We start from the raw sequence: 21,263 nt of genomic DNA, 5'->3' as shown, positions 1-21,263 counted from the left end.
CACGTGCTTCGCCGTGTCGTGGGTGCCTTGGGGGCCCTCACGTCGCTGGCGCTGACGGACCCGTTTTATCTCGAAGGAAGCAGCCTGCTATGTGCGGATTCATTGGCGTCTACCAGCGTACTCCCTCGTCCTTTGACGAGCGGGCCCTCATCACCGCGCTGACCACCCTCCACCACCGTGGACCCGACGAGCGCAGCCTGTGGCATGACCCGGCCGGCCGCGCGGTGCTGGGGCACGTCCGCCTGAGCATCATCGGTCTGGACAACGGCAAGCAGCCCATCGTCGCGGACCAGGGTGACCTGGCCCTGGTGGTCAACGGCGAGCTCTACGACCACGAGCGGATCCGCCGGGAGCTCCAGGCGCTCGGGTGTGAGTTCAAGACGGACTCCGACAGTGAGATCGCCCTGCACCTGTACCGCCGCTCGGGCCTCGCGGGCCTCAAGCAGCTGCGCGGCGAGTTCGCCATCCTGCTGTTCGACCGCCAGCGCCGCCTGATGCTGGCCGTGCGCGACCGCATGGGCATCAAGCCGATGTTCTACGCCCAGCACCGGGGCGCCTGGTACTTCGCGTCGGAGATCAAGGCCCTGCTGGCCGCCGGGGTCCCCGCGGAGTGGGACGAGGACGCCTACGCGAGCCGCGCCTTCTATCTGCGCGACCACACCCTCTTCAAGGGCGTGCGCAGCGTGCAGCCGGGCTGCTGGGTGATGGCGGACAGCGGCGGGCTGCACCACGGCCGCTACTGGGACATGGAGTTCGCCCGCCAGGACGCGCCGGATCCGTCCGACGAGCAGGGCATGATCGAAGCCGTGCGCGCCGCGGTGGAGAAGTCCGTGAGCCTGCGCCTGCGCGCCGACGTGCCCATGGGCGTCTACCTGAGCGGCGGCATTGATTCCTCCGCCATGCTGGGCGTGGCGACGCAGCTGTCCGGGCAGCCGCTGGACGCGTTCAACCTGTCCTTCACGGACATGGATGACTACGACGAGAACCGCTTCGCCCGGCTGGCCGCGGAGCACAACGGGGCGCGCTTCCACACGGTGGCCGTGTCCCAGGACGACCTGGCGGATCACTTCGAGCAGGCGCTCTGGCACAACGAGACGCCGTTCTTCAACGCGCACGGCGTGGCCAAGTACATCCTGAGCCGGACGGTGCGCGACGCCGGGATGAAGGTCGTCCTCACCGGCGAGGGCGCCGACGAAGTGTTCGCCGGCTACCCGCACTTCCGCCGCGACATGCTCCTGTACAACCCGGAGCGCCAGGACCCGAAGGTGGTCACCCAGCTGCGCCAGCGCATCCAGGAGAGCGAGAACGGCTACCAGCGGCCGGACATGCCCCAGGACATCCACTGGATGGTGGAGCAGCTCAGCCACGGCGTGTCCTGGCTGGACAACCAGGCCGGCTGGTTCAAGGCCCTGGAGGCCCTGTACCGCAAGGACTTCCGCGACCGCTTCGAGGGCACGGACCCCTACCGCCAGTTCTACGACCGCCTGGACCACCGCAACCTGGAAGGCCGCGACCCGGTCCACAAGTCCATGTACCTGTGGGCCAAGTCCTACCTGCCCAACTTCGTGCTCACCACGCTGGGCGACCGCATGGAGATGGCCAACAGCATCGAGGGCCGCGTCCCCCTGTTGGACCACCACGTCGTGGAGCTGGCCTGCCAGATGCCCGTCTGGATGAAGGTGCGCGGCTCCACGGAGAAGTACGTGTTCCGCGAGGCGATGAAGTCCTACCTGCCGGACGCCCTCTACAAGCGCAAGAAGCATTACTTCCGCGCGCCCCCGGCCACGCTCCAGCAGAAGGGCCGGCTGTACCAGCTGGTGCGCGACGTGCTGAACGGCTCGGAGCTGGACTCGCTGCCCTTCTTCGACCCGGCCCGCGTGCGCGACCTGCTCAACCGCCTGCCGCAGTTGAGCGCCCATGAGCAGGGCCTGTTGGACCCGATGCTGATGGAGCTGACCAGCCTCTGCCTGTTGCAGAACCGCTACTCGCTGCGCTCCTCCAACACCCAGCCCCTGTGGAGCGCCCGCGAGGAGGCGGCATGAGGGTCGCCATCATCGGCGCGGGCCTCAACGGCCTGGCCTGCGCCGTCATGCTCAAGCGCCTGGGCGTGGACTGCGTCGTCTTCGAGCGTGGCAAGGGACCCCGGGACTCGGGCACGGGCATCTACGTGTGGCCGCAGGCCATGCAGGTGCTGCGCTTCGTGCTCAAGGACCGGAAGTTCCTCTCCCGGGGCCAGCCCATCGAGTTCCTGGACACGCACGACAAGCACGGCCGGCTCATCCACAGTCAGCCGGTGCGTCCGGACGGGCTGGGCCTGCCCGCGCCCGCGATGATGTTCCTTCGCACGGAGCTGTTCCGCCTGCTGGCGGACAGCCTGGAGGAGGACGACATCCACTACGACATGGGTTGCGAGAAGCTGGAGAACCTGGGCGACCAGGTGCGCCTCACCTTCACCAACGGCCACCGCTTCGACTTCGACCTGGTCGTGGGCGCGGACGGCGTCTCCTCCACGACGCGAGGGTTCGTCAACCCGGGGCTCCAGCCGCATGACACGGGGCTCGTGGCCAGCCGGGGCGTGGTGACGTTCGACTCGCCCCTCTTGCACTCCGACCGCTGTCAGATCTTCACGTCCCACCACTCGCGCGTGGTGACCTATCCGCTCAGCAAGGCCAGCTCGCTGCGCTACTGGTTCGCCGCCTACCAGCACAAGAACCAGCCCCTGCTGGACAGGCAGGGCCTGTTGGAGCTGTTCGCGCCGCTGCCGGAGGACCTGCTGCGGATGATGGCGCGGACGCCGGAGGAGGACATCCTCACCCACAAGCTCAAGGCGCTGACGGGCGAGGGCCAGTGGTTCCGGGGCCGCGTGGTGATGCTGGGCGACAGCATCCACGCGATGCTGCCCACCCTGGGCTACGGGCTGACGCTGGGGCTGGAGAACGGCTTCATGCTGGCCCAGGCGCTGGTGGGCCACTGCGACGCGGACCTGGAGACGGCGCTCAAGCGCTATGAAATCCGCGCGGCGCGGCGCTCGCGGGAGATGCTCCAGGTGATGAACGACTTCACCCAGCTCTACTACTTCGAACCGGAGGGCGAGGTGTCCCCGGCGCGGCTGTCCCCCATCGTCCAGCGCTTCCAGCACCTGGCGCAGACCACGGTCTTCTAGGTGGGCACGGACGCCATGACACAAGCCTTCCGGGAGCAGGTGCGCGCCTTCGTCAACGACCATGTGCGGCCCCATGTGGACGCCTGGGAGCGCGAGGGTGCGTACCCGCTGGAGCTCTACCGGCAGGCGGGCCGGGCGGGCCTGCTGGCCCTGGGGAAATCCCCGGAGCAGCTCCCCGACGACCCCCGGGCGCTGGCGGTGCTGGTGGAGGAGCTGACCCTGGGCGGCGCCCAGGGCATCACCATGGGGCTGGCGTCGCACTTCGTCAGCCTCAAGGCGGTGCAGGGCAGCGACGCCCAGGTGGCGGCGCGGGTGGTGCCGGCGGTGCTCAAGGGCGACCAGGGCATCGTCCTGGCGCTGACCGAACCCCAGGCGGGCTCCGACCTGCGCGCCTTTGAATGCCGGGCGGAGTCGCGCGGGGGCGAATACCGGCTCACCGGGGAGAAGAGCTTCATCTGCAACGGCGGCCGCGCGGACCTGCTGCTGGTGGGCGCGGTCCACGAGGGCGCCCTGGCGCTGTTCCTGGTCGAGGCAAAGGCGCCCGGGGTGAGCAGCACGCGGCTGGCGTGCCTGGGCTGGCGGTGCCTGCCGCTCGCCTCGCTGCGCTTCGAGGCGGCGCCCGCGCGGCTCCTCATCGCCGGACGCGAGGCGGGGCGCCTGCTCCAGACGTGCCTGCAGCAGGAGCGGCTGAACCTGGCGGTGATGGCGGTGGCGTCCGCGGAGCTGGCGCTGCGGGACACGGTGGCGCACTGCCGCGCGCGCCGGGTGGGCGGCGAGGCGCTGCTGGACAAGTCCGTCCTGCGCCAGCGCCTGGCGGAGCGGCACTCTGAATTGAGCGTGGTGCGGGTGTACGTGGAGCAGGCGGTGCGCTGGCAGGCGGAGGGACAGCTGTCCCCGGCGCAGGCCGCCATCGCCAAGAACTCCGCGGTGGACGTGCTGGAGCGCATCGCGCACGACGCGGTCCAGTTGCATGGGGCGCACGGCTGCGTCGAGCCGGCCCGGGTGGAGCGCATCTACCGCGACGCGCGGCTGCTCGGCATTGGCGGGGGCGCGCGGGAAGTCATGCTGGAAGTCATCGGACGGGCCTTGTGACGGGAGACACGATGAAGGACCTGAGTGAACACGCCCGGGCGCACTCGCAGGCGCTCCTGGAGCATGCGTACCAGCGCTATTGCGGCCTGCGCCTGATCGAGCAGCGCGCCGGCTTCTGCCAGTGCCGGCTGCGCGTCACGGAGGCCATCGACAACCTGAGCCACACCCTGCACGGCGGGGTCATCTACTCCATGCTGGACGTGGTCAGCATGCTGGCCACCCTGCCCATGCTGGGGCCCGACGAGTACGCGCTCACCAACAGCTTCAACAGCATGATGATGTCGGCCACCCCCCTGGGCGCGGAGGTGCTCTTCGAGGCCCACGTGCTGCGCAGCGGCCGCAACCTCATCTTCACCCAGAGCCAGGCCTGGAAGATCGCGGACGACGGCCAGCGCACGCAGATCGCCTCCGCGCAGCTGAGCAAGTTCCGCATGCGCGTCGACTGGCAGGACGGCGCGGCCCGCAAGGGCTGATTTCAGCCGCGCTTCCCCCCGGCGGCGTGACTCCAGCCCGTGTCGCTCGCGAAGCGCCGGGCCAGGAAGTCCACCCACGCGCGGATCTTCGGGGTGATGGTGCGCCCCGGCGCGTGCACGGCCCAGATGGACAGGTCGGGCAGCGCGTAGTCGTCCAGCACCTCCACCAGCTGTCCGCCCCGCAGCTCCTCCGCCACCGCGAACAGCGGGAACTGCCCGATGCCGGTGTGCCCCAGCACGGCCATCTTGAGGGCCAGGCTGCTGTTGGCCTGCAGGGGCCCGGTCGTCTCCACCAGGGACTCCTCGCCCCCGGGCCCGCGCAGCTTCCAGGCCGTGCCGGAGGCCAGGTAGGTGTACTGCACGCACCGGTGCTGCTTCAGGTCCTCCGGGCGGTGCGGCGTACCGTGGCGGTTCAGGTACGCGGGCGTCGCGCAGATGACGCGGCGGCTGGACGCGAGCTTCCTCGCCACGAGGGAGGAGTCCGGCAGCGTCGCGATGCGGATGCAGACGTCGAAGCCGTGCTCCACCAGGTCCACCACGCGGTCATCCAGTTGGATGTCCAGGTCGATCTCCGGGTAGCGCTCCAGGAACTCCGGCATCGCGGGCACCACCTGCATGAGCCCGAAGGTCATCGGCAGGCTCACGCGCAGGCGTCCGCGCGGCTTGCTCCGCAAGAGCAGCACCTCCGCCTTCGCCGCCTCCAACTCGTCCGTCATCCGCTGGCACCGCGCCGCCAGGGCCCGCCCCTCCGCCGTCGGCGACAGCTTGCGCGTGGTGCGGTGCAGGAGCCGGACGCCCAGCGTGCTCTCCAGCAGCATCACCTGCTTGCTCACGGTCGCCTTCGACAGCCCCAGCGATTTGGCCGCCACCGTGAAGCTGCCGGTCCGCACCACCTCGGCGAACGTGAAATAGGGCGCGACGTGCTCCATTGGTCACCTCCAGGAAACAATCCTTTTCCCTCCTGCGCGTAGTGTCCAGTCGTCAACCCGCTCTATAGGGAAGTCATGGTTTCCCGAGGTCCGGTCCTCCGGGTGCACGTGGCGCTGTTCCTGGCCGCGACGGCCTGCACCCCCCCAGCGAATGAAGTGCCTCGCGCCGAGGCGGCGGGCGTGTCGCGGGTGCTGACGTCCACGGCGCCGGAGCCGTCCTTCCGGCTGGCCGCGCGCAAGGGCCCACGTCCGGAGACGAGCGACGCGCCTCCGGGCACGCCGCTGGCGCACCGGCAGTTGAGCCAGCAGTCCCCCACGGACATCCAGGAGCGCCTCTTCACCCGCGCGGCGGCGCTGCCGGACGTGACGGTGGCGCCCAGCGGCATCTCCGTGCCGGGGGCGCGTGCGTTCTGGCTGCGGCCGGAGTCCGTGCGAGGCCCCCGGGCGGCGTTCCAGGTGGGGACGGAGTTCGCGCACATCCACCCGGCGGAGGACGGCAGCCTGCACCTGAAGTTCCCGCCGGAGCTGGCGCGGCAGGTGTTCCAGCAGGGCTGGGGCATGCCGCATCCGCGCTCGGGAACGCCGATGCTTTTCGGACCTCGCGACGCGGACGAGCTTGAGGTCGTGTGGCAACTGCTGTTGCGCTCCTACGCCTGGGCCCATGACGGCCAGGTGGTGGGAGTGACTGTCGAATGACTCAACCTGAACTTGAGAAGAGGCGGAACATGAAGATCCTTGTCACGGGCGCGACGGGCTACATCGGCGGGGCGGTGGTGGATGCGCTCAAGAAGGCGGGCCACCAGGTCCTGGGCCTCGCGCGTTCCGAGGATGCGCGCAACAAGCTCACCGGCCGGGGCGTCCAGGCCGTGGCGGGCGACCTCGCGGACACCGCGGGGCTGGCCGCCCTGGTGAAGAACCTGGACGCGGTTGTCTGGACGGCGACGACCAACAGCGAGGCCGTGGACGCGCCCGCCGTCGCGGCGGTGCTGGACGCGCTCAAGGGCACGAACAAGACCTTCGTCTACACCAGCGGCGTCTGGGTGCACGGCGACACGCGCGGCAACATCGTGAACGAGGACACCCCGCTGAGCGCGGCGGCGCTGGTCGCCTGGCGCCCGGCCGTGGAGCAGCGCACGCTGAACACGGCGGGCGTGCGCGGCATCGTCATCCGTCCGGGCATCGTCTACGGGCGCGGCGCCGGCATCCCCTCCATGCTCAGCGCGTCCGTGAAGGACGGCGGCGCCGCCCGCTTCATGGGCACGGGTGAGAACCACTGGCCGGTGGTGTTCGTGGAGGACCTGGCGGACCTCTATGTGCGCGCCGTCGAGCAGGCCCCCGCTGGCACCGTGCTGGTCGCCGTGCAGGGCCCGCCCCTGAAGGTGAAGGAGATCGCCGCCGCGGCGAGCGAGGGCGCTGGCGCGGGTGGCAAGACGGTCGCGTGGCCCCTGGAGGAGGCGCGCAAGCAGTTTGGCGCCTTCGCCGACGCGCTGGCCCTGGACCAGAAGTTCTCCGCGCAGAAGGCGCAGACGCTGCTGGGCTGGGCGCCCAAGGGCCCCGGCATCATCGACGAGCTGCGCACCGGTTCCTACGCGCGACGCTGAAGCAGGCGGCTTTCGCTCGCGCGCCGGTGCCTCCAACACCGACGCGCGCGCAAAGCGCCTCCACCGGAAAGCGAGGGCTTCCGGTCCGGATGTGAAGGCGGCGTCCAGGGGCGGGGGTGGGGCCCCCGCGAGTGCCGGCCCGCCTTGAAGCAATGACACACCCGCAATCCCATCCACCGCGTCCGCGGTGCACGGGAGGCGTGTGCTTGAAGCAATCAACCGAAGAACCCGAGGGGGAAGTCATGCAGGTGGGCCTGGAAGCAATCGGTGTCGCGGTTCCTGACACGTATGTGGAGTTGGCGGACCTGGCGATGGCGCGCGGGGTCGCGCCCGGCAAGTACGTGGACGGCCTGGGCGTGACGCGCATGGGCGTGCCGCTGGTGGACGAGGACACGGTGACGCTGGCGGCGCGCGCGGCGCGGATGGCGCTGGAGTCCGCGCGCTGCTCTCCCGACGACATCGGCCTGCTGGTGGTGGGCACGGAGACGGCGGTGGACCACTCGAAGCCGGTGGCCTCCTACGTCCAGGGCCTGCTGGGCCTGTCCACGCGCTGCCGCATCTTCGAGACGAAGCACGCCTGCTACGGCGGCACCGCGGCGCTGCAGATGGCGCTGGACTGGGTGCGCTCCGGCAGCGCGAAGGGCCGCAAGGCGCTCATCGTGTGCTCGGACATCGCCCGCTACGGCGTGGGCACGCCGGGCGAGCCCACCCAGGGCGCGGGCGCGGTGGCGATGCTGGTGTCGGACCACCCCAGCCTCGTCGTCCTGGAGGCCGGCAAGACGGGCGTCTACTCCAAGGACGTGATGGATTTCTGGCGTCCGCTGTACTCGAAGGACGCGCTGGTGGACGGGCACTACTCCGTCCAGTGCTACCTGGACGCGCTGGAGGGGGCCTACCGCGCCTACCAGGAGGCCGCGGGGGACGCGGGCGGGGAGGGCGCCTATAGCGACCGCTTCGCCGCGCTCGTCTACCACGTGCCCTACGGGAAGATGTCCCGCAAGGCGCACCGGCACCTGCGCACGCTGGACGGGGACGCCGCGCCGGATGCCAGCTTTGATCGGCTGGTGGGCCACAGCCTGGTGATGCCCTCGCAGGTGGGCAACATCTACACGGGCTCCATGTACCTGGCGCTGGCGAGCCTCCTGTCGTCCGCCCCGGAGGACCTGACGGGCAAGCGCGTGGGCCTGTTCTCCTACGGCAGCGGTTCCTGCGCGGAGTTCTTCAGCGGCGTGGTGCAGGACGGCGCCCAGGCGCGCGTGAAGGCGCTGGGCCTGGAGGCGAAGCTCGCGCGCCGCCGCGCGCTGTCCATCCCTGAATACGAGGACGTGATGCGCGCTCGCGAGCACCTGGACGAGCGGCCCGCCGCGGACGCCGCCGGCTCCGGCTTCCGCTACCAGGGCACGCGCGACCACAAGCGCATCTACGCGACCTGATTCCTGGCGGCCCTCCGCGGCGCGGGGGGCCTGCCGTGATTGTTTCCCATTGGAGAGCAACACCATGACGTCGTTCCTCAAGTCCCTCGCCATCGTCGCCCTCGCCGTTCCCTCGCTCGCCGCCGCCACCGAGTACGAGATCCACCCGACGAACTCGTCCGCGCTCTTCTCCGTCAAGCACATGATGGTGTCCAACGTGCGGGGCTCCTTCTCGAAGGTGACCGGCACGGCGAACATCGACGAGAAGGACATCACGAAGTCGACGGTGGAGGCGGTCATCGACGCGACGACCGTCACCACGAACGACACCGGTCGTGACGAACACCTGCGCGGGCCCGAGTTCTTCGACGTCGCGAAGTTCCCGACCCTCACCTTCAAGTCCACCAAGGTGGAGAAGTCCGGTGACGGCCTGAAGCTGACGGGCAACCTCACCATCCACGGCGTGACGAAGCCCGTGGTGCTGGAGGCCGAGGGCTTCACCGTGGAGTCCAAGGACCCGTACGGCAACCTCAAGCGGGGCGGCAGCGCCACCACGAAGGTCAACCGCAAGGACTTCGGCCTGACGTGGAACACGGCCCTGGAGACGGGCGGCGTGGCGGTGGGTGAGCAGGTCTCCATCACGCTCGAAATCGAGCTGGTGAAGAAGCAGCCGAAGCAGCCGGTGAAGTCCGCCGCCAGCACCACCCCGTAGCGCCGCCGTCAACGGCGGTCTTCCCCTCTTCCCCAAGGGAGTTGGTGTCATGGCTCGGACCAGCGCGCATCCCCCGGCCAGCCGTCAGGTCGGACTTGAGAATCGGCGGCGGCAGTGCGCCGCCTGTGGCGGGCCGGCGCCCGCGGACTATCGGGCGCGCCGCAACGTGGTGACGCTCAACGGCGTCGTCGCGCTCAAGGTGCAGGTGCGCGTGTGTCACCGCGAGGGGTGTCCCCTGCGCCTGAAGGCCATCCGCGCGGAGGAAGAGGGGCTGTGGGTCCTGCCGGAGCACGAGTTCGGCCTGGACGTCATCGCGCTCATCGGGGCGCTGCGCTACCAGGAGCAGCGCAGCGTCCCCTCCATCCACGCGGCCCTGCGCGCGCGGGATGTCCCCATCTCCGAGCGCAGCGTCACCAACCTGTTGGACCGGTACGACGAACTGCTGGCGCTGCGGCTTTCGGACTGCCTGCGGCTCAAGGCGGTGACGCAGAAGCTGGGCCGGGTGGTGCTGTCCATGAGCGCCCTGCGTCCGGAGGTGGGCAACCAGGTGCTGTGGGTGGCGCGGGAGTGTCTGTCCTCCGAGGTGCTGGGGGCCTGGAGCCTGCCCGAACACCGCGAGGAGGAACTGGTGCCGCGCTTCCAGGAGATGTCGCGGTCGCTGGACGTGCCGGTCGTCGGGGTCGTCTCCGACGGGCAGGGGCCCGTGGTGCGCGCCGTGACGGAGGCGCTGCCGGGCGTTCCGCACCAGCTGCGCCAGTCGCACGAACGCTTCGACGCGGCGCGGCCCCTTCCGGAGACGGAGCCCGTGTCCGTGAAGGTATTAGCGGTGCCCGCGTGCGAGCCGCACGCGGTGCCGTCCCCTCCGGCGGGGCGCGAGGCCTTCGCCACGCTGTGCGCGGCCGCCCTGCTGGGCCGGGAGCTGCTGCCGGAGCTGTTCCAGTTCGGCGCCGCGTACGCGCCCCTGGCGCTCTGAACCCTTTTCTTCCTTTTTCCAGCGGTCCCCCTTCATGACTTCATTCCTTCGCGCCCTTGGCGCCGCCGCGTTCCTCCTCGCCGCCCCAACGGCCCTCGCCCAGGGGCCCGCGCCCCGGCCGCCCAATGCCCTGCTGTATGAGACGTATGCCTATTCCGGGTCGCTCAACGGGCAGCCCACCACGGTGTTCGCCCCGGCGCTCTCCGCGTCCGTCGCGCTGTCGGACAGGCTGAGCCTCAACGCGGCCTGGCTCTTCGCCTATGCCCCTTCCCGCGCGGGAGGGCCCACCGCGTTCCAGGCGGGCAATCCCTCCGTGGGGCTGGGCGGCGTGCTGAGCGACGACGGCGCGTTGAAGGTCCGCACGGGTGGCAACCTGGTGCTGCCCTTCACCCTCATCACGGACCCGGACGACTTCGGTTCGGCGCTGCTGCGGCGCGCGGCCACGCTGCGGGGCAACAGCGGCTTCAGCCTGGTGAACCCGGGGCTCGTCGGCCTGACGCCGTGGGTGGACGCGACGCTGAAGACGGGGCGCTTCCGCTTCGGCGTGGACGGGCGCATCCCCATGTCCGCCCAGCTCTCCGAGAAGCGCGGGCAGCGCGTGGACGCGGTCTTCCAGTTCTCCGGCTCCGCCGCCATGGACGTCACCTCGCACGTCCTCGTGGGGTCCACCTTCCAGGCCATCTACCTCGCGACGGCGGTGGAGGGGGCGGACCCCACCTTCCTCGCGCTCATCCCCCATGCGCGCTTCTACGGCTCGGCGGGCTTCGTGGAGGCCCGGCTGGTGATGAACCTGGATGCCCCGCTGGGCTTCGCCTTCTCCGACAACGGGCTCTGGGCGGCGGCGCTGGCGCTGGGCACCACCTTCTGATGAGCGACCCCGTCCCGATGAGTTCCCCCTCCCTGGTCGGCTCGCGGCTGCGGCAGTGGGGCGATGCGCCCCTCTTGCTGCTCATCGCCACCGGGATGTTGCTGGGCAGCATGCTGCCCATGTCCCGCGTGGCGCGCGCGGAGGGCTGGTCGCCCCTGGCCTTCGCCTTCTGGCCCGCGCTGGGCAGCGGGCTGGTGCTGGCGTTCGCCGGCGGCCGGAGCCTGAGCGGCACCCCGGAGGCGCGGCCCGTGCTGCTCTACAGCCTGATCGCCGGCGTGCTGAGCGTGGCCGTGCCCAACAGCGTCACGTTCATCGTCATGCAGTTCGTGGGCACCAGCGTGACGTCCCTGGTGTACACGCTGCCGCCGCTGTTCACGTATGCCTTTGCCTGGGGCCTGGGCATCGAGCGCTACCGGCCGCTGCGGCTCGCGGGCATCGTGGTGGGGCTGGTGGGCGCGGCCCTCCTGGTGCTGGGCCGGAGCAGCGCGCCGGGCACCGGGTCGTCCTGGTGGCTGGCGCTGGCGCTGTGCACGCCCATCAGCATCGCGGCCGGCAACGTGTACCGGAAGCTGCGCATGCCCAAGGGCGTGCCCGCGAGCCTGCTGGCCGGCGGGATGCTCCTGGGGGGGGCGCTGGCGCTCCTGCCGCTCCTGGTGATGAACGGGGGGCTGCCGCGCCCCGGCATGGCGGGGTGGGGCGTCATCCTGGCCCAGTGCTTCTTCACCAGCCTGGGCTACCGCGTGTACTTCCATTTCCAGAAGGTCGCGGACCCGGTGTACTTCAGCCAGTTCGGCTACGTCGTGTCCGCCACCGGCGTGCTGTCCGGGCTCGTCTTCTTCAACGAGCACCTGACGCTGCCGATGCTGCTGTCCATGGGCGTCATCCTGGCGGGCATCGCCATGGTGAACGCCCGGCCTCGGGCGGCCTGAGCCTCACCCGGAGGCATTCAGCGCGCGGGGGGGCGCAGCACCAGCACGGGACGACGACTCTGGGCGAGCACCTGGCGCGTCACCGAGCCGAGCAGGGCCTCCTTCAGTCCTCCGTGTCCGCGCGAGCCCATGCAGAGCAGGTCCGCGTCCAGCCGCTCGGCGGCCTGGGTGAGCATGGCCGCCACCTCCCCCGCGACAAAGACTTCCGCCTGCACGCGCACGTGCCGCTGCTCCAGTCCTCGCGGCACGCGCTCCAGGAGCTGCCGCTCGAGGTCGCGCTGCTCTTCCGGGGTGAGGGGCTCCTGCACCACCGTCACCAGATGCACCTCGGCGCCCTGCGGTGCCAGGGCGAAGGCCAGGGGAATGGCTTCGTCGGCGAGCGGGGACAGGTCCGTGGCCACCAGCAGCCGCCGCACCTGGGGCAGGGGGGCCTCGCCTTGCGAGGCCGCGTCGCGCACCGGCACCGCGACCACCGCCATGGGCGCGAGGCGCAGCGCGTGGTGCGCCACCGACGCGAGGTTGCCCAGGGCGGTGTGGTGGTGCGTGCCCAACACGAGCACATCCGCCTCCTGCTCCTGGGCCAGGTCCACCAGATGGTCGGCCGCGCGGCCCACGCCCTGGCGCAGGTGCACCCGCACCGGCTGCCCCGCTCCCGCGTCCGCGAGCGTGGCCACCTCGCGCGACAACATGTCCCGCAGCAGCGGACTCGCGTCGTCCATCGTGGCCGGCACGGGCAGCCCCAGCCGTTGGCACTGCTCGTAGACGTAGTAGACGTTGCCGGCCATCAGTTCGAGGGGGCCGTACCGGCCCAGCTCCGTCAACCAGCCGCGGGCGGCCAGGGTGCCCCGCGAGCGGTCCACCCCCAGCATCACGCGCAGGGGCCGCTGGCCCGCGAGCCAGGCCTGGAAGGGCGCCGCATCCCGCACCCTCAGCAGCGGTATCGAGGTGGCCTGGGCGATGCGATCCAGGCTGCCACCCGCGCCGGGGTAGGGCAGCTCGCCGCGCGGCGGCCCCACGACCAGGAGCCGCGCGTCATGTCGGGCACGCAGGTCGCTCAGGGCCTGCGGGGAGGCACTCTCCACCAGCGCCACCTGGACCCGCGCTCCCAGCGCCTCCAGGCGCGCGGCCTCTTCTCGGAGCAGGGCCTGCAGGCCCTCGCGCACGGGTTCGGCCGCGCCGATGAGCTCGTCCGGATGGACCTGGTGCACGAGCAGCAGGGGCTGCTCGTGGCGGGCCGCGAGCAGCGCGGCCACCGTCGCCGCCTGGCGGGCTCCCTCGGAAAAGTCGATTGCGCACAGGATGGTCATGGGCGGACTCCGGATGAAGGGGCGCGTCGCACCTCGGCGCCCGGCCTGACTGCGGTGGGGCGTGCCCCAGCCGCTCCCGGGTTCTTCACGATGCGTGCCGGACGCCTTCGCGGGGGGGAAGGCGCAGGTCGCGCAACGGCTGCGGCCTCCCGCGCAAATCCTGCGCGTCGCGCCGCCGCGTCCCGGTTGCCCGGGGCGGCGTGGGCTTCGCAATCCCGGAGCCTTTCGTAACCGCGCAAGCTCGCGCCGCGCGGCGGCCCCCCGCCCGCGCCGGCACGGCGGGCGCAGTCCCCCGACTACTGCTTGAGCACCTGCTCGGCCTGCACCTGCGTGGGCCCCAGCGGCTCCCCTCGCTCGAAGCGTCCCACGCTCTCCAGCGTGGTCCGCGCGATGGCCCGCAGGGCCTCCTGGGTGAGGAAGCCCTGGTGCGCGGTGACGAGCACGTTGGGAAACGTGAGCAGGCGCGCGAGCACGTCGTCCTGGAGCACCTGGTCGGAGAGGTCCTGGAAGAAGATGCCCTCCTCCTCTTCGTACACGTCCAGGCCGGCGGCGCCCAGGTGGCCCGCCTTGAGCGCGTCCAGCAGCGCGTGGCTGTCGACCAGCGCACCCCGGCTGGTGTTGATGAACATGGCCCCGGGCTTCATCCGCGCGAGCGCGGCCGCGTCGATGAGGTGGCGTGTGCCGGGCGTGAGCGGCACGTGCAGGGAGACGATGTCCGCCTGCTCCAGCGCCTGGGGCAGCGCCATGCGCTCCAGCCCCAGGGCTCGTGCGTCAGCGTCCGACAGCAGGGGGTCCACGCCGAGCAGCCGGCAGCCGAAGCCCCGGAAGATGCGCGCGGCGGCGCGCCCGATGCGCCCCAACCCCACCAGGGCCACCGTCTTGCCGCACAGGTCGAAGCCCACCAGCCCGTCGAGCGAGAAGTTCCAGTCGCGCACGCGCGCGTAGGCGCGGTGCACCTTGCGGTTGAGCGCCAGCACCAGCGCGGCGGTGTGCTCGGCCACCGCTTGCGGCGAATACTCGGGCACGCGCGTGACGGCGAGCCCCAGCCGCGCGGCCTCCCGCAGGTCCACGTGGTTGAAGCCCGCGGAGCGCAGCGCCACCAGCCGGGTGCCGCCGTCCGCGAGCGCCCGCAGGCACGGCCCGTCCAGTCTATCGTTGACGAACGAGCACACGGCGGGAAAGCCCGCGGCCAGCCCGGCCGTCTGCGAGGTGAGGCGCGGCTCGAAGTAGGTGAGGCTCTGGCCCGCCGCGGCATTGGCCTGTTCGAAGGCCGCGCGGTCGAAACGGTGGGTGTCGAAAAAGGCGATGCGCATTTCGGGTCCTCCTCCCGACAACGGCGGTGGCCGTCCGGGGACTTCCCGTCCGGCCATGCATCCGGCGTGCGCGGCGGGACGGGAAGCCCCGGACCGTGCTGGCGCAAGCGCTGCGCGGGCGGCCCGCCTTGCGCGCATTGCTTGCGGCGCGCGGCGGCGGGGCCGGGCGCACAGGGCTGGCACGCCGGATGAATCCCTCAGGCCGGAGCCCCGGGCCGAAGCCCCGGTGCGTGGAAGGCGAACCCGGATGGACGTCCCCCAGCATGTGGTGTCGCGGGAGCTGCTGCCCCGCTGGATGCGCCTGCTCGCGTTGCGGCAACAGCACCAGCACGTGTGGGTGCTGGTCCAGACGGCCCTGTCGCCCGGCCTGCCGGACCCGGCGGTGGCGGCGGAGGCGAAGCACCTGCTGGAGCGGCTGGAGGCGCGGGAGCTGCAGGAGTTCCTCGCGCTGGAACAGGCCCTGGAGCGGCTCGTCCCCGACGACGCGTCGCGCTGCGAGGTCTGCGGCGGGTGCCTGGAACCCGTGTCCGCGAAGGCGCCTCGTGCGTCCCGGTGTCCCCGGGGTTGCCCGGCGCGGGCACGATGAGTCCTCCGGGGAAGCCCCCCGCCTCCATCGGGTGGCTCGCCTTCGGCTACTTCGCTTGCTACCTGCCCTACAGCGCGCTCACCAAGGCGCTGAGCCTGGGCGCGCTGCCGGGCATGGGCGCGGGGCTGCCGGGCTTCGTGCTGCTGCCCTCCACGGCGGTGGCCACGTTCGCGGGCATGTTCCTGTACCTGAAGGCGACGGGCGGCTTCCAGCACGCGGGCCACCGGCGCTTCGGGCGGTGGCGGCTGCCGTGGCCCGGGCGCTGGACGTTCCTGTCGGGCCTGTGCACCACGGGCATCATCGCGACCATCACGCTCGCCTACACGTTCGACGGCACCTCCATCGTCTTCATGATGCTGCTGATGCGCGGCGGGGTGCTGGTGCTGGCCCCGCTGGTGGATGCGCTGAGCGGCCGGCGCGTGGCGTGGCCCTCCCGCGTGGCGCTGGGCCTGAGCCTCCTGTCGCTGCTCGTCGCGACGGGCCCGGGCGCAAGCCCCCACCTCTCACGCGTCGCGGCGCTGGACGTGGCGGTGTACATCGCCAGCTACTTCGTGCGGCTGCGCTTCATGAGCCAGCGGGCGAAGAATGACGCGCCCGGTGCGCGCGAGCGCTACTTCGTGGAGGAGCAGATGGTGGCCACGCCCGCGCTGCTCGTCCTGCTCGCGGCGTGGGCCTGGCTGGGCGTGGGGGGCGCGGCGGCGCAGTTGCGCGAGGGCTTCGTCGGGATGGTGTCGCGCCCCACGCTGCCCTTCGAACTGGCGGTGGGAGGCTTCTCCCAGGGCAGCGGCATCTTCGGCGCGCGGGTGCTCCTGGATGCCCGGGAGAACAGCTTCACGGTGCCGGTGAACCGCGCGTCCAGCGTGTTCGCGGGCGTGGGGGCGACGCTCTTCCTGGGGCTCTTCCTGGGGCTTCCCGGTCTGGAGGCCACGGACCTGGCGGGCGCGGCGCTGATGTCGGTGGCCGTGGCGGTGCTCGCGATGCCAGGGGTGCTGGCCGCGCGGCGGCGGAGCACCGTGGAGCCCGCCGTCCCCCCCGCGCCATGAGCGCCCCGGGCACGCTTCGTGAACTCGTACCGGAAGGACCCATGAGCACCGACCCGATGATCCTCCAGGCGCGGCAGATGCTGCGCTGTCGCCAGGACGCGCTGCGCACCCAGCGGCTGTCCAACGCGCGCGGAGTCCGCTTCGCGCCCCAGGAGCACCAGGAGTTGGTGGAGGTGGAGGCGGCGCTCGTGCGCATCGACGAGGGGTGCTTCGGGGGGTGTGAGTGTTGCGGTGGCGCCATCGGACGACAGCGCCTGCTCGCCGTCCCGGAGGCGCGCTACTGCCTGGGGTGCGCGGACAGGCGGCGGGCCCTGGCGCCTGGCCGTTGAAGACGTCGCTGCCCGGACAGGTTTGCTAAGCAGGAGCCATGGTCAACGAACGCATCCTGGTGGTGGACGACGAGGCGAACGCACGGCGCGCCATCGCCACGCTCCTCAAGGAAGAGGGCTTCGACGTGCGGGAGGCCCCGGACGGCGAGGAGGCGCTGGGGCTGCTCGCGGACTTCGCGCCCGCGGTGGTGCTGACCGACATGCGCATGCCGCGCATGGACGGGCTGACGTTGATGCGGCGTGCGCGGGAGGGCGGCAGCGACGCGACCTTCGTGGTGATGACGGCGTTCGCTTCGGTGGAGGCGGCGGTGGAGGCGATGCGCGCGGGCGCGGAGAACTACCTCACCAAGCCGCTGGACATCGACGCGGTGCTCGTCGTCCTGGGCAAGACCCTGGAGACGCGCCGGCTGCGGCGTGAAGCCCACCAGCTGCGCGAGCGCGTGGCGGAGCGCTTCCGCGTGGACAACATCGTCGGGGACGCGCCCGAACTCCAGGGCGTCTACGCCCTCATCCAACAGGCGGCACCCACGAAGGCCACCATCCTCATCCTCGGGGAGAGCGGCACGGGCAAGGAGCTGGTCGCCCAGGCGCTGCACAACCTCAGTCCGCGAAAGGAGCGCCCGTTCGTGAGGGTGCACTGCGCGGCGCTCAGCGAGGGGCTGCTGGAAAGCGAGCTGTTCGGCCATGAGCGGGGCGCCTTCACGGGCGCGGTCGCGCGCAAGGAGGGCCGCTTCGAACTGGCGGACGGCGGCACCCTGTTCCTGGATGAGATTGGCGAAATCTCCCCGGCCGTCCAGGTGAAGCTGCTGCGGGTGCTGCAGAGCCGCGACTTCGAGCGCGTGGGCGGCACGCAGACGCTGAAGGTGGACGTGCGCATCGTGGCCGCCACCCACCGCGACCTCCAGGCGGAGGTGAAGGCGGGCCGCTTCCGCGAGGACCTCTACTACCGGCTCAACGTGGTGGCGGTGACGCTGCCCCCGCTGCGCCGGCGCAAGGGGGACATCCCCGCGCTGGTGAGCCACTTCCTGGAGCGCTGCAACACGGCCTACGGCAAGCAGGTGACGGGGTTGGCCCCCGGCACCCTGCAGGCGCTGATGAGCCACGACTGGCCGGGCAACATCCGCGAACTGGAGAACGCGGTGGAGCGCGCGGTGGTGCTCGCCCGGGGGGAGGAGCTCACGGCGGACGACCTGCCGCCCGTGCTGCGGGGCCCCCGCCCCAGCGCCGAGTCCAGCGAGCGGCTCATCCCCGGCGCAAGCCTCGCCGCCATCGAGCGCGAGGCCATCCTGCGCACCCTGGAGATGGTGGAAGGGTCCACCAGCCGCGCCGCGGAGGTGCTGGGCATCAGCGTGCGGAAGATCCAATACAAGCTCAAGGCATATGCTGGCGGCGGCACCGGGCAGGACCCCTCCGATGCCTCCTAGGTCGCCCGCAGAGCGGGCGGAAGGGATGTCTTCCGTGGAGTCCGTGACCCAGAACGTCTTCGAGGAGCTGCAACGCTACGTCGACTTCCGCGCCGACGACGGCGAGGCCCTGCGGGCGCTGCATCCTCGGGTCCAGGCGCACTTCGAGCGCATCGCGGACGTGTTCTACCGGCGCATCCTGGAACACCCGGAGGCGCGCAAGGCGCTGGAGGGCGGCGAGCGCCAGGTGGGCCACCTCAAGGTGACGCTCCAGGACTGGATGGATTCGCTCCTGCTGGGGCCCTGGGACGCGGCGTACTTCGAGCGCCGCTGCCGCATCGGCCGGGTGCACGTGCGCATCAGCCTGCCGCAGCACTACATGTTCGGCGCCATGAACCTGCTGCGACAGGCGCTGACGGACGTGCTGGAGTCGTCGCTGCGAGAGCAGCCCGACGAGGCCGCCCGGCTGCGGCGCGCGCTGGGGAAGATCCTGGACCTGGAGCTGGCCATCATGCTCCACACCTACCGCGAGGACCTGCTGGCCCAGGCCGCGCGTGCCGAACGGCTCGCGACCTTCGGGCAGCTGGTGGGCTCCATCGGGCACGAGTTGCGCAATCCGCTGGGCGTCATCGAAACCTCGCTCTTCATCCTCAAGGGCCGCCCCGCCGCGCAGGAGGACCCGCGCGTGGCGAAGCACCTGGAGCGCATTGGCGAACAGGTGGACGTCGCGAACCACATCGTCACGAGCCTGTTGGACATGATCCGCGCCCGGCCGCTCACCCACGCACCGGTGCGTCTGGAGGAGGTCTGGACCTCCGCGCTGGGAGCGGTCGTCCCCCCCGAGCGCGTGCGCGTGAGCGCCCGGGGACTGGAGGCGCTGCCCCCGCTGCGAGGGGATCCGGTGCAACTGCTCCAGGTCTTCGTCAACCTGCTGGACAACGCCATGCAGGCCCTGGGCGACGCCGCGGGCGAGGTGCGGCTGGAGGCGGCCCTGGCGGAGTCCGGCGCGCGCGAGGTGTGGCTTGTCCTGGAGGACAGCGGTCCGGGCCTGGAGCCCGCCATCCGCGCGCGCGTCTTCGAACCCTTGATGACCACCCGGGCGCGGGGACTGGGGTTGGGGCTCGCGCTCGTGCGGCGCATCCTCGAGCGCCACGGTGGCGGCATCGAACATGCTCCGCGCGAGGGCGGACTCGGAGGGGCCCGCTTCGTGCTGCGCCTGCCCCTGCCTCCGGAGGCCTCCTGATGGGCCGCTTCCTGGTGGTGGATGACAACCGGGCCTTCGCGGAGAACCTCGCGGAGATCCTGGAGGATGCGGGCCATGTGGCCACGGTGGTGGTCTCCGGCGAGGAGGCCCTGGCGGCCGTGCGCGCGCGGCGCTACGACGTGCTGCTCACCGACATGCGCATGCCCGGGATGAGCGGCGCCGCGGTGGTGCATCAACTTCGGCGGGTGGACCCCGGCCTCGCGGCCATCATCATCACGGCGCACCCGGGGGAGGCCGAACTGGAGTGGGCGCGCGGCCAGGGGGTGCTCGCGGTGCTGCCCAAGCCCGTGCCCATGCCCACGCTGGTGGAGCTGCTCGCGCGGGCGCGGCGCGACGGGCTGGTCGTGCTGGTGGAGGACGACCCGCACCTGCTGGACAACCTCGCGGAGGTGCTGCGCGCCCGGGGCTTCACGTCCGTGTCCGCCAGCTCGGTGCCGGAGGTGGCGCGGCTGGGGGACGTGAGCCCCTTCGCCGCGCTCGTGGACCTGCGCGTGCCGGGGGGCCCCGACGGCGAAGCGCTGCGCTGCGTGCGCGAGCGCTTCCCGGGACTGACCCTCTTCGTGGTCACCGCCCACCCGGACGCCCTGCCCGGTGACTTCGACGGCCGGCTGGTCCGCAAGCCCTTCGACACCGGAGGGCTGCTCGCCGCGCTCGAACGAGTGCACGGGGGCCGCGGATGAAGAGGTCCCTGACACCGGAGACCCGAGCGCCGTACCGCCCCCGCGTGCTGGTGGTGGACGACAACGCGGCCCTGCTGGACAACATGGTGGAGCTGCTGGGGGACGAGGGCTACGAGGTCGCGAGCGCGACCAGCTGCGCGGGAGCGCTGGAGCGGGCGCGGGACGGCTTCGATGTCGCGTTGGTGGACGTGCGGCTGCCGGACGGGGAGGGCACCGGGCTGGCGCCCCGGCTCAAGGAGCGCGTGCCGGACGGCGAGGTGGTGCTGCTCACCGGCCTGGGCATGTTGGAGGCGGCGGTGGCCGCGGTGCACGCGGGCGCATGCGCGTACCTGCTCAAGCCCTGCGCCACGCCGGAGCTGCTGCTCACCCTGGAGCAGGCGCTGCGGCAGGTGCGGCTGCACCGCGAGAAGCGGGAGCTGGCCCGTCGCGCGCAGGTGACGGAGAAGCTCGCGGCGGTGGGCACGCTCACGGCGGGCCTGAGCCATGAAATCCGCAACCCGCTCAACGCCGCCGCGTTGCAGCTCACCGTGCTGGAGCGGCGGGTGCGACGGCTGGAGGAGGGCGTCCAGGGGCCGCTGCTGGAGCCGCTGCTGCTCGTGCGCGATGAGATCCGCCGGTTGGATCACATCCTGGAGGACTTCCTGCAGTTCGCCCGCCCCCGGGATTTCCTGGCGAGCCCGGTGGAGGTGGCGCCGCTGCTGGAGCGGGTGCGCAGCCTGTTGTCGGGACAGGCGGAGCAGCGGGGCGTGGCGCTGGAGGTGGAGCCCACGCGGGTGGTGGCGGTGCGGGGCGACGAGGAGCGGTTGCGGCAGGTGCTGCTGAACCTCGCGCTCAACGCCCTGGAGGCGACGCCCCCGGGAGGTCGGGTGCGCTTCAGCGCGAGCCCGCACGGCGACGAGGCGGCGCTGTGCGTGGACGACAGCGGCCCGGGCATCGCCGCCGCCGTGCAGGCCCGCCTCTTCGAGCCCTTCTTCACCACCAAGGCGCGCGGAAGCGGGCTGGGGCTCTCCATCGTGCACGCCATCGTCACGCAGCACGGGGGCACCATCACGGTGGGGGATGGGCCGCTGGGCGGCGCGCGCATCACCGTCCGGCTCCCCACCATGGTGGGGGGAGCCCACGACGTCTAATGCCTGCCACGAGGCCGGTGCATCCGCGCATGAGCGGAGGTCGGGCGGCGGGGGGG

Annotated in this window: 21 protein-coding genes; 18 read left to right on the top strand and 3 right to left on the bottom strand. The window is 71.6% G+C overall.

The features are described 5' to 3' along the window. Positions 1–89 precede the first annotated feature (89 nt). The 4 genes from asnB to D7X74_RS08490 are packed head-to-tail and all read left to right on the top strand — an operon-like array spanning position 90 to position 4,728. Complete coding sequence (asnB, locus tag D7X74_RS08505; protein WP_120532421.1) at positions 90–2,042, top strand: asparagine synthase (glutamine-hydrolyzing); 1,953 nt, start codon at positions 90–92, stop codon at positions 2,040–2,042. Beyond that, positions 2,039–3,163 (top strand): FAD-dependent monooxygenase, encoded by a 1,125-nt coding sequence (locus D7X74_RS08500; protein WP_120532420.1) that lies wholly within the window; start codon positions 2,039–2,041, stop codon positions 3,161–3,163. Before asnB ends, D7X74_RS08500 begins: the two co-directional genes overlap by 4 nt. A 15-nt stretch (positions 3,164–3,178) precedes the next feature. Next, complete coding sequence (locus tag D7X74_RS08495) at positions 3,179–4,255, top strand: acyl-CoA dehydrogenase family protein (RefSeq protein WP_120532446.1); 1,077 nt, start codon at positions 3,179–3,181, stop codon at positions 4,253–4,255. A gap of 11 nt (positions 4,256–4,266) precedes the next feature. Next, positions 4,267–4,728 carry a PaaI family thioesterase gene (locus D7X74_RS08490; protein WP_120532419.1) on the top strand — a complete coding sequence of 154 codons (462 nt, stop codon included), beginning with the start codon at positions 4,267–4,269 and terminating at the stop codon, positions 4,726–4,728. 2 nt (positions 4,729–4,730) lie between these two features. Here the strand turns inward: D7X74_RS08490 and D7X74_RS08485 are convergent, their stop codons facing one another. Continuing rightward, the gene (locus tag D7X74_RS08485) at positions 4,731–5,657 is read right to left on the bottom strand and encodes a LysR family transcriptional regulator (RefSeq protein ID WP_120532418.1); all 927 of its coding nucleotides are present in this window, start codon (positions 5,655–5,657) and stop codon (positions 4,731–4,733) included. 75 nt (positions 5,658–5,732) lie between these two features. Between D7X74_RS08485 and D7X74_RS08480 the strand changes: the two genes are divergently transcribed. The 7 genes from D7X74_RS08480 (at position 5,733) to D7X74_RS08450 (ending at position 12,152) form a co-directional block, all read left to right on the top strand. Continuing rightward, positions 5,733–6,353: a luciferase family protein gene (locus tag D7X74_RS08480; RefSeq protein WP_120532417.1), complete on the top strand. Its 621-nt coding sequence runs from the start codon at positions 5,733–5,735 to the stop codon at positions 6,351–6,353. Positions 6,354–6,382: 29 nt separating this feature from the next. Further along, entirely contained in the window at positions 6,383–7,258 is an 876-nt protein-coding gene (locus D7X74_RS08475) for an NAD-dependent epimerase/dehydratase family protein (protein ID WP_120532416.1), read from the top strand. Between the two features lie 206 nt (positions 7,259–7,464). Continuing rightward, entirely contained in the window at positions 7,465–8,691 is a 1,227-nt protein-coding gene (locus D7X74_RS08470) for a hydroxymethylglutaryl-CoA synthase (RefSeq protein ID WP_233595399.1), read from the top strand. Positions 8,692–8,755: 64 nt separating this feature from the next. Further along, a complete protein-coding gene (locus D7X74_RS08465) occupies positions 8,756–9,382 on the top strand; it encodes a YceI family protein (RefSeq protein ID WP_120532414.1) in 627 nt (208 codons plus the stop codon). Between the two features lie 49 nt (positions 9,383–9,431). Next, entirely contained in the window at positions 9,432–10,355 is a 924-nt protein-coding gene (locus tag D7X74_RS08460; protein ID WP_120582990.1) for a hypothetical protein, read from the top strand. Positions 10,356–10,389: 34 nt separating this feature from the next. Then, positions 10,390–11,223 carry a hypothetical protein gene (locus D7X74_RS08455; RefSeq protein ID WP_120532412.1) on the top strand — a complete coding sequence of 278 codons (834 nt, stop codon included), beginning with the start codon at positions 10,390–10,392 and terminating at the stop codon, positions 11,221–11,223. A 17-nt stretch (positions 11,224–11,240) separates the two neighbouring features. Next, positions 11,241–12,152: a DMT family transporter gene (locus D7X74_RS08450; protein ID WP_158620322.1), complete on the top strand. Its 912-nt coding sequence runs from the start codon at positions 11,241–11,243 to the stop codon at positions 12,150–12,152. A 17-nt stretch (positions 12,153–12,169) separates the two neighbouring features. On the opposite strand, the gene D7X74_RS08445 is transcribed toward D7X74_RS08450, so the two are convergent. Beyond that, positions 12,170–13,459: a universal stress protein gene (locus tag D7X74_RS08445; RefSeq protein ID WP_120532410.1), complete on the bottom strand. Its 1,290-nt coding sequence runs from the start codon at positions 13,457–13,459 to the stop codon at positions 12,170–12,172. A gap of 296 nt (positions 13,460–13,755) precedes the next feature. Then, on the bottom strand, positions 13,756–14,772 hold the full coding sequence (locus D7X74_RS08440; RefSeq protein WP_120532409.1) for a 2-hydroxyacid dehydrogenase: 1,017 nt from the start codon (positions 14,770–14,772) through the stop codon (positions 13,756–13,758). A 247-nt stretch (positions 14,773–15,019) separates the two neighbouring features. Here D7X74_RS08440 and D7X74_RS08435 point away from each other — a divergent pair, with 247 nt between their 5' ends. From D7X74_RS08435 to D7X74_RS08405, 7 genes are read left to right on the top strand one after another with little or no spacing between them, the layout of a single operon-like run. Next, positions 15,020–15,358 carry a hypothetical protein gene (locus D7X74_RS08435; protein ID WP_120532408.1) on the top strand — a complete coding sequence of 113 codons (339 nt, stop codon included), beginning with the start codon at positions 15,020–15,022 and terminating at the stop codon, positions 15,356–15,358. After that, positions 15,355–16,401 (top strand): hypothetical protein, encoded by a 1,047-nt coding sequence (locus D7X74_RS08430; RefSeq protein WP_147446506.1) that lies wholly within the window; start codon positions 15,355–15,357, stop codon positions 16,399–16,401. Before D7X74_RS08435 ends, D7X74_RS08430 begins: the two co-directional genes overlap by 4 nt. 41 nt (positions 16,402–16,442) lie before the next feature. Next, positions 16,443–16,730 (top strand): TraR/DksA C4-type zinc finger protein, encoded by a 288-nt coding sequence (locus D7X74_RS08425; protein ID WP_120532406.1) that lies wholly within the window; start codon positions 16,443–16,445, stop codon positions 16,728–16,730. 38 nt (positions 16,731–16,768) lie between these two features. Further along, positions 16,769–18,154, top strand: a complete 1,386-nt coding sequence (locus D7X74_RS08420; RefSeq protein ID WP_120532405.1) for a sigma-54 dependent transcriptional regulator — start codon at positions 16,769–16,771, stop codon at positions 18,152–18,154. Positions 18,155–18,188: 34 nt separating this feature from the next. Next, on the top strand, positions 18,189–19,376 hold the full coding sequence (locus tag D7X74_RS08415) for a sensor histidine kinase (RefSeq protein ID WP_370450727.1): 1,188 nt from the start codon (positions 18,189–18,191) through the stop codon (positions 19,374–19,376). Next, positions 19,376–20,077 carry a response regulator gene (locus D7X74_RS08410; protein WP_120532404.1) on the top strand — a complete coding sequence of 234 codons (702 nt, stop codon included), beginning with the start codon at positions 19,376–19,378 and terminating at the stop codon, positions 20,075–20,077. The genes D7X74_RS08415 and D7X74_RS08410 overlap by 1 nt, the downstream gene beginning before the upstream one ends. Further along, positions 20,074–21,207 (top strand): sensor histidine kinase, encoded by a 1,134-nt coding sequence (locus D7X74_RS08405; RefSeq protein WP_120532403.1) that lies wholly within the window; start codon positions 20,074–20,076, stop codon positions 21,205–21,207. The genes D7X74_RS08410 and D7X74_RS08405 overlap by 4 nt, the downstream gene beginning before the upstream one ends. Positions 21,208–21,263: the final 56 nt, after the last annotated feature.

The organism is Corallococcus sp. CA047B (assembly GCF_003612065.1).
GTDB lineage: Bacteria > Myxococcota > Myxococcia > Myxococcales > Myxococcaceae > Corallococcus > Corallococcus praedator.
This window is presented reverse-complemented; position numbering and strand designations above follow the sequence as displayed.

Coding starts and splice junctions, on each gene's coding strand:
- D7X74_RS08480 (WP_120532417.1), top strand. CDS start 5,733: ATGGTTTCCCGAGGTCCGGTCCTCCGGGTGCACGTGGCGCTGTTCCTG.
- D7X74_RS08430 (WP_147446506.1), top strand. CDS start 15,355: ATGAGTCCTCCGGGGAAGCCCCCCGCCTCCATCGGGTGGCTCGCCTTC.
- D7X74_RS08405 (WP_120532403.1), top strand. CDS start 20,074: ATGAAGAGGTCCCTGACACCGGAGACCCGAGCGCCGTACCGCCCCCGC.
- D7X74_RS08445 (WP_120532410.1), bottom strand. CDS start 13,459: ATGACCATCCTGTGCGCAATCGACTTTTCCGAGGGAGCCCGCCAGGCG.
- D7X74_RS08460 (WP_120582990.1), top strand. CDS start 9,432: ATGGCTCGGACCAGCGCGCATCCCCCGGCCAGCCGTCAGGTCGGACTT.
- D7X74_RS08425 (WP_120532406.1), top strand. CDS start 16,443: ATGAGCACCGACCCGATGATCCTCCAGGCGCGGCAGATGCTGCGCTGT.
- D7X74_RS08490 (WP_120532419.1), top strand. CDS start 4,267: ATGAAGGACCTGAGTGAACACGCCCGGGCGCACTCGCAGGCGCTCCTG.
- D7X74_RS08485 (WP_120532418.1), bottom strand. CDS start 5,657: ATGGAGCACGTCGCGCCCTATTTCACGTTCGCCGAGGTGGTGCGGACC.
- D7X74_RS08475 (WP_120532416.1), top strand. CDS start 6,383: ATGAAGATCCTTGTCACGGGCGCGACGGGCTACATCGGCGGGGCGGTG.
- D7X74_RS08495 (WP_120532446.1), top strand. CDS start 3,179: ATGACACAAGCCTTCCGGGAGCAGGTGCGCGCCTTCGTCAACGACCAT.
- D7X74_RS08410 (WP_120532404.1), top strand. CDS start 19,376: ATGGGCCGCTTCCTGGTGGTGGATGACAACCGGGCCTTCGCGGAGAAC.
- D7X74_RS08420 (WP_120532405.1), top strand. CDS start 16,769: ATGGTCAACGAACGCATCCTGGTGGTGGACGACGAGGCGAACGCACGG.
- asnB (WP_120532421.1), top strand. CDS start 90: ATGTGCGGATTCATTGGCGTCTACCAGCGTACTCCCTCGTCCTTTGAC.
- D7X74_RS08500 (WP_120532420.1), top strand. CDS start 2,039: ATGAGGGTCGCCATCATCGGCGCGGGCCTCAACGGCCTGGCCTGCGCC.
- D7X74_RS08435 (WP_120532408.1), top strand. CDS start 15,020: ATGGACGTCCCCCAGCATGTGGTGTCGCGGGAGCTGCTGCCCCGCTGG.
- D7X74_RS08440 (WP_120532409.1), bottom strand. CDS start 14,772: ATGCGCATCGCCTTTTTCGACACCCACCGTTTCGACCGCGCGGCCTTC.
- D7X74_RS08450 (WP_158620322.1), top strand. CDS start 11,241: ATGAGTTCCCCCTCCCTGGTCGGCTCGCGGCTGCGGCAGTGGGGCGAT.
- D7X74_RS08465 (WP_120532414.1), top strand. CDS start 8,756: ATGACGTCGTTCCTCAAGTCCCTCGCCATCGTCGCCCTCGCCGTTCCC.
- D7X74_RS08455 (WP_120532412.1), top strand. CDS start 10,390: ATGACTTCATTCCTTCGCGCCCTTGGCGCCGCCGCGTTCCTCCTCGCC.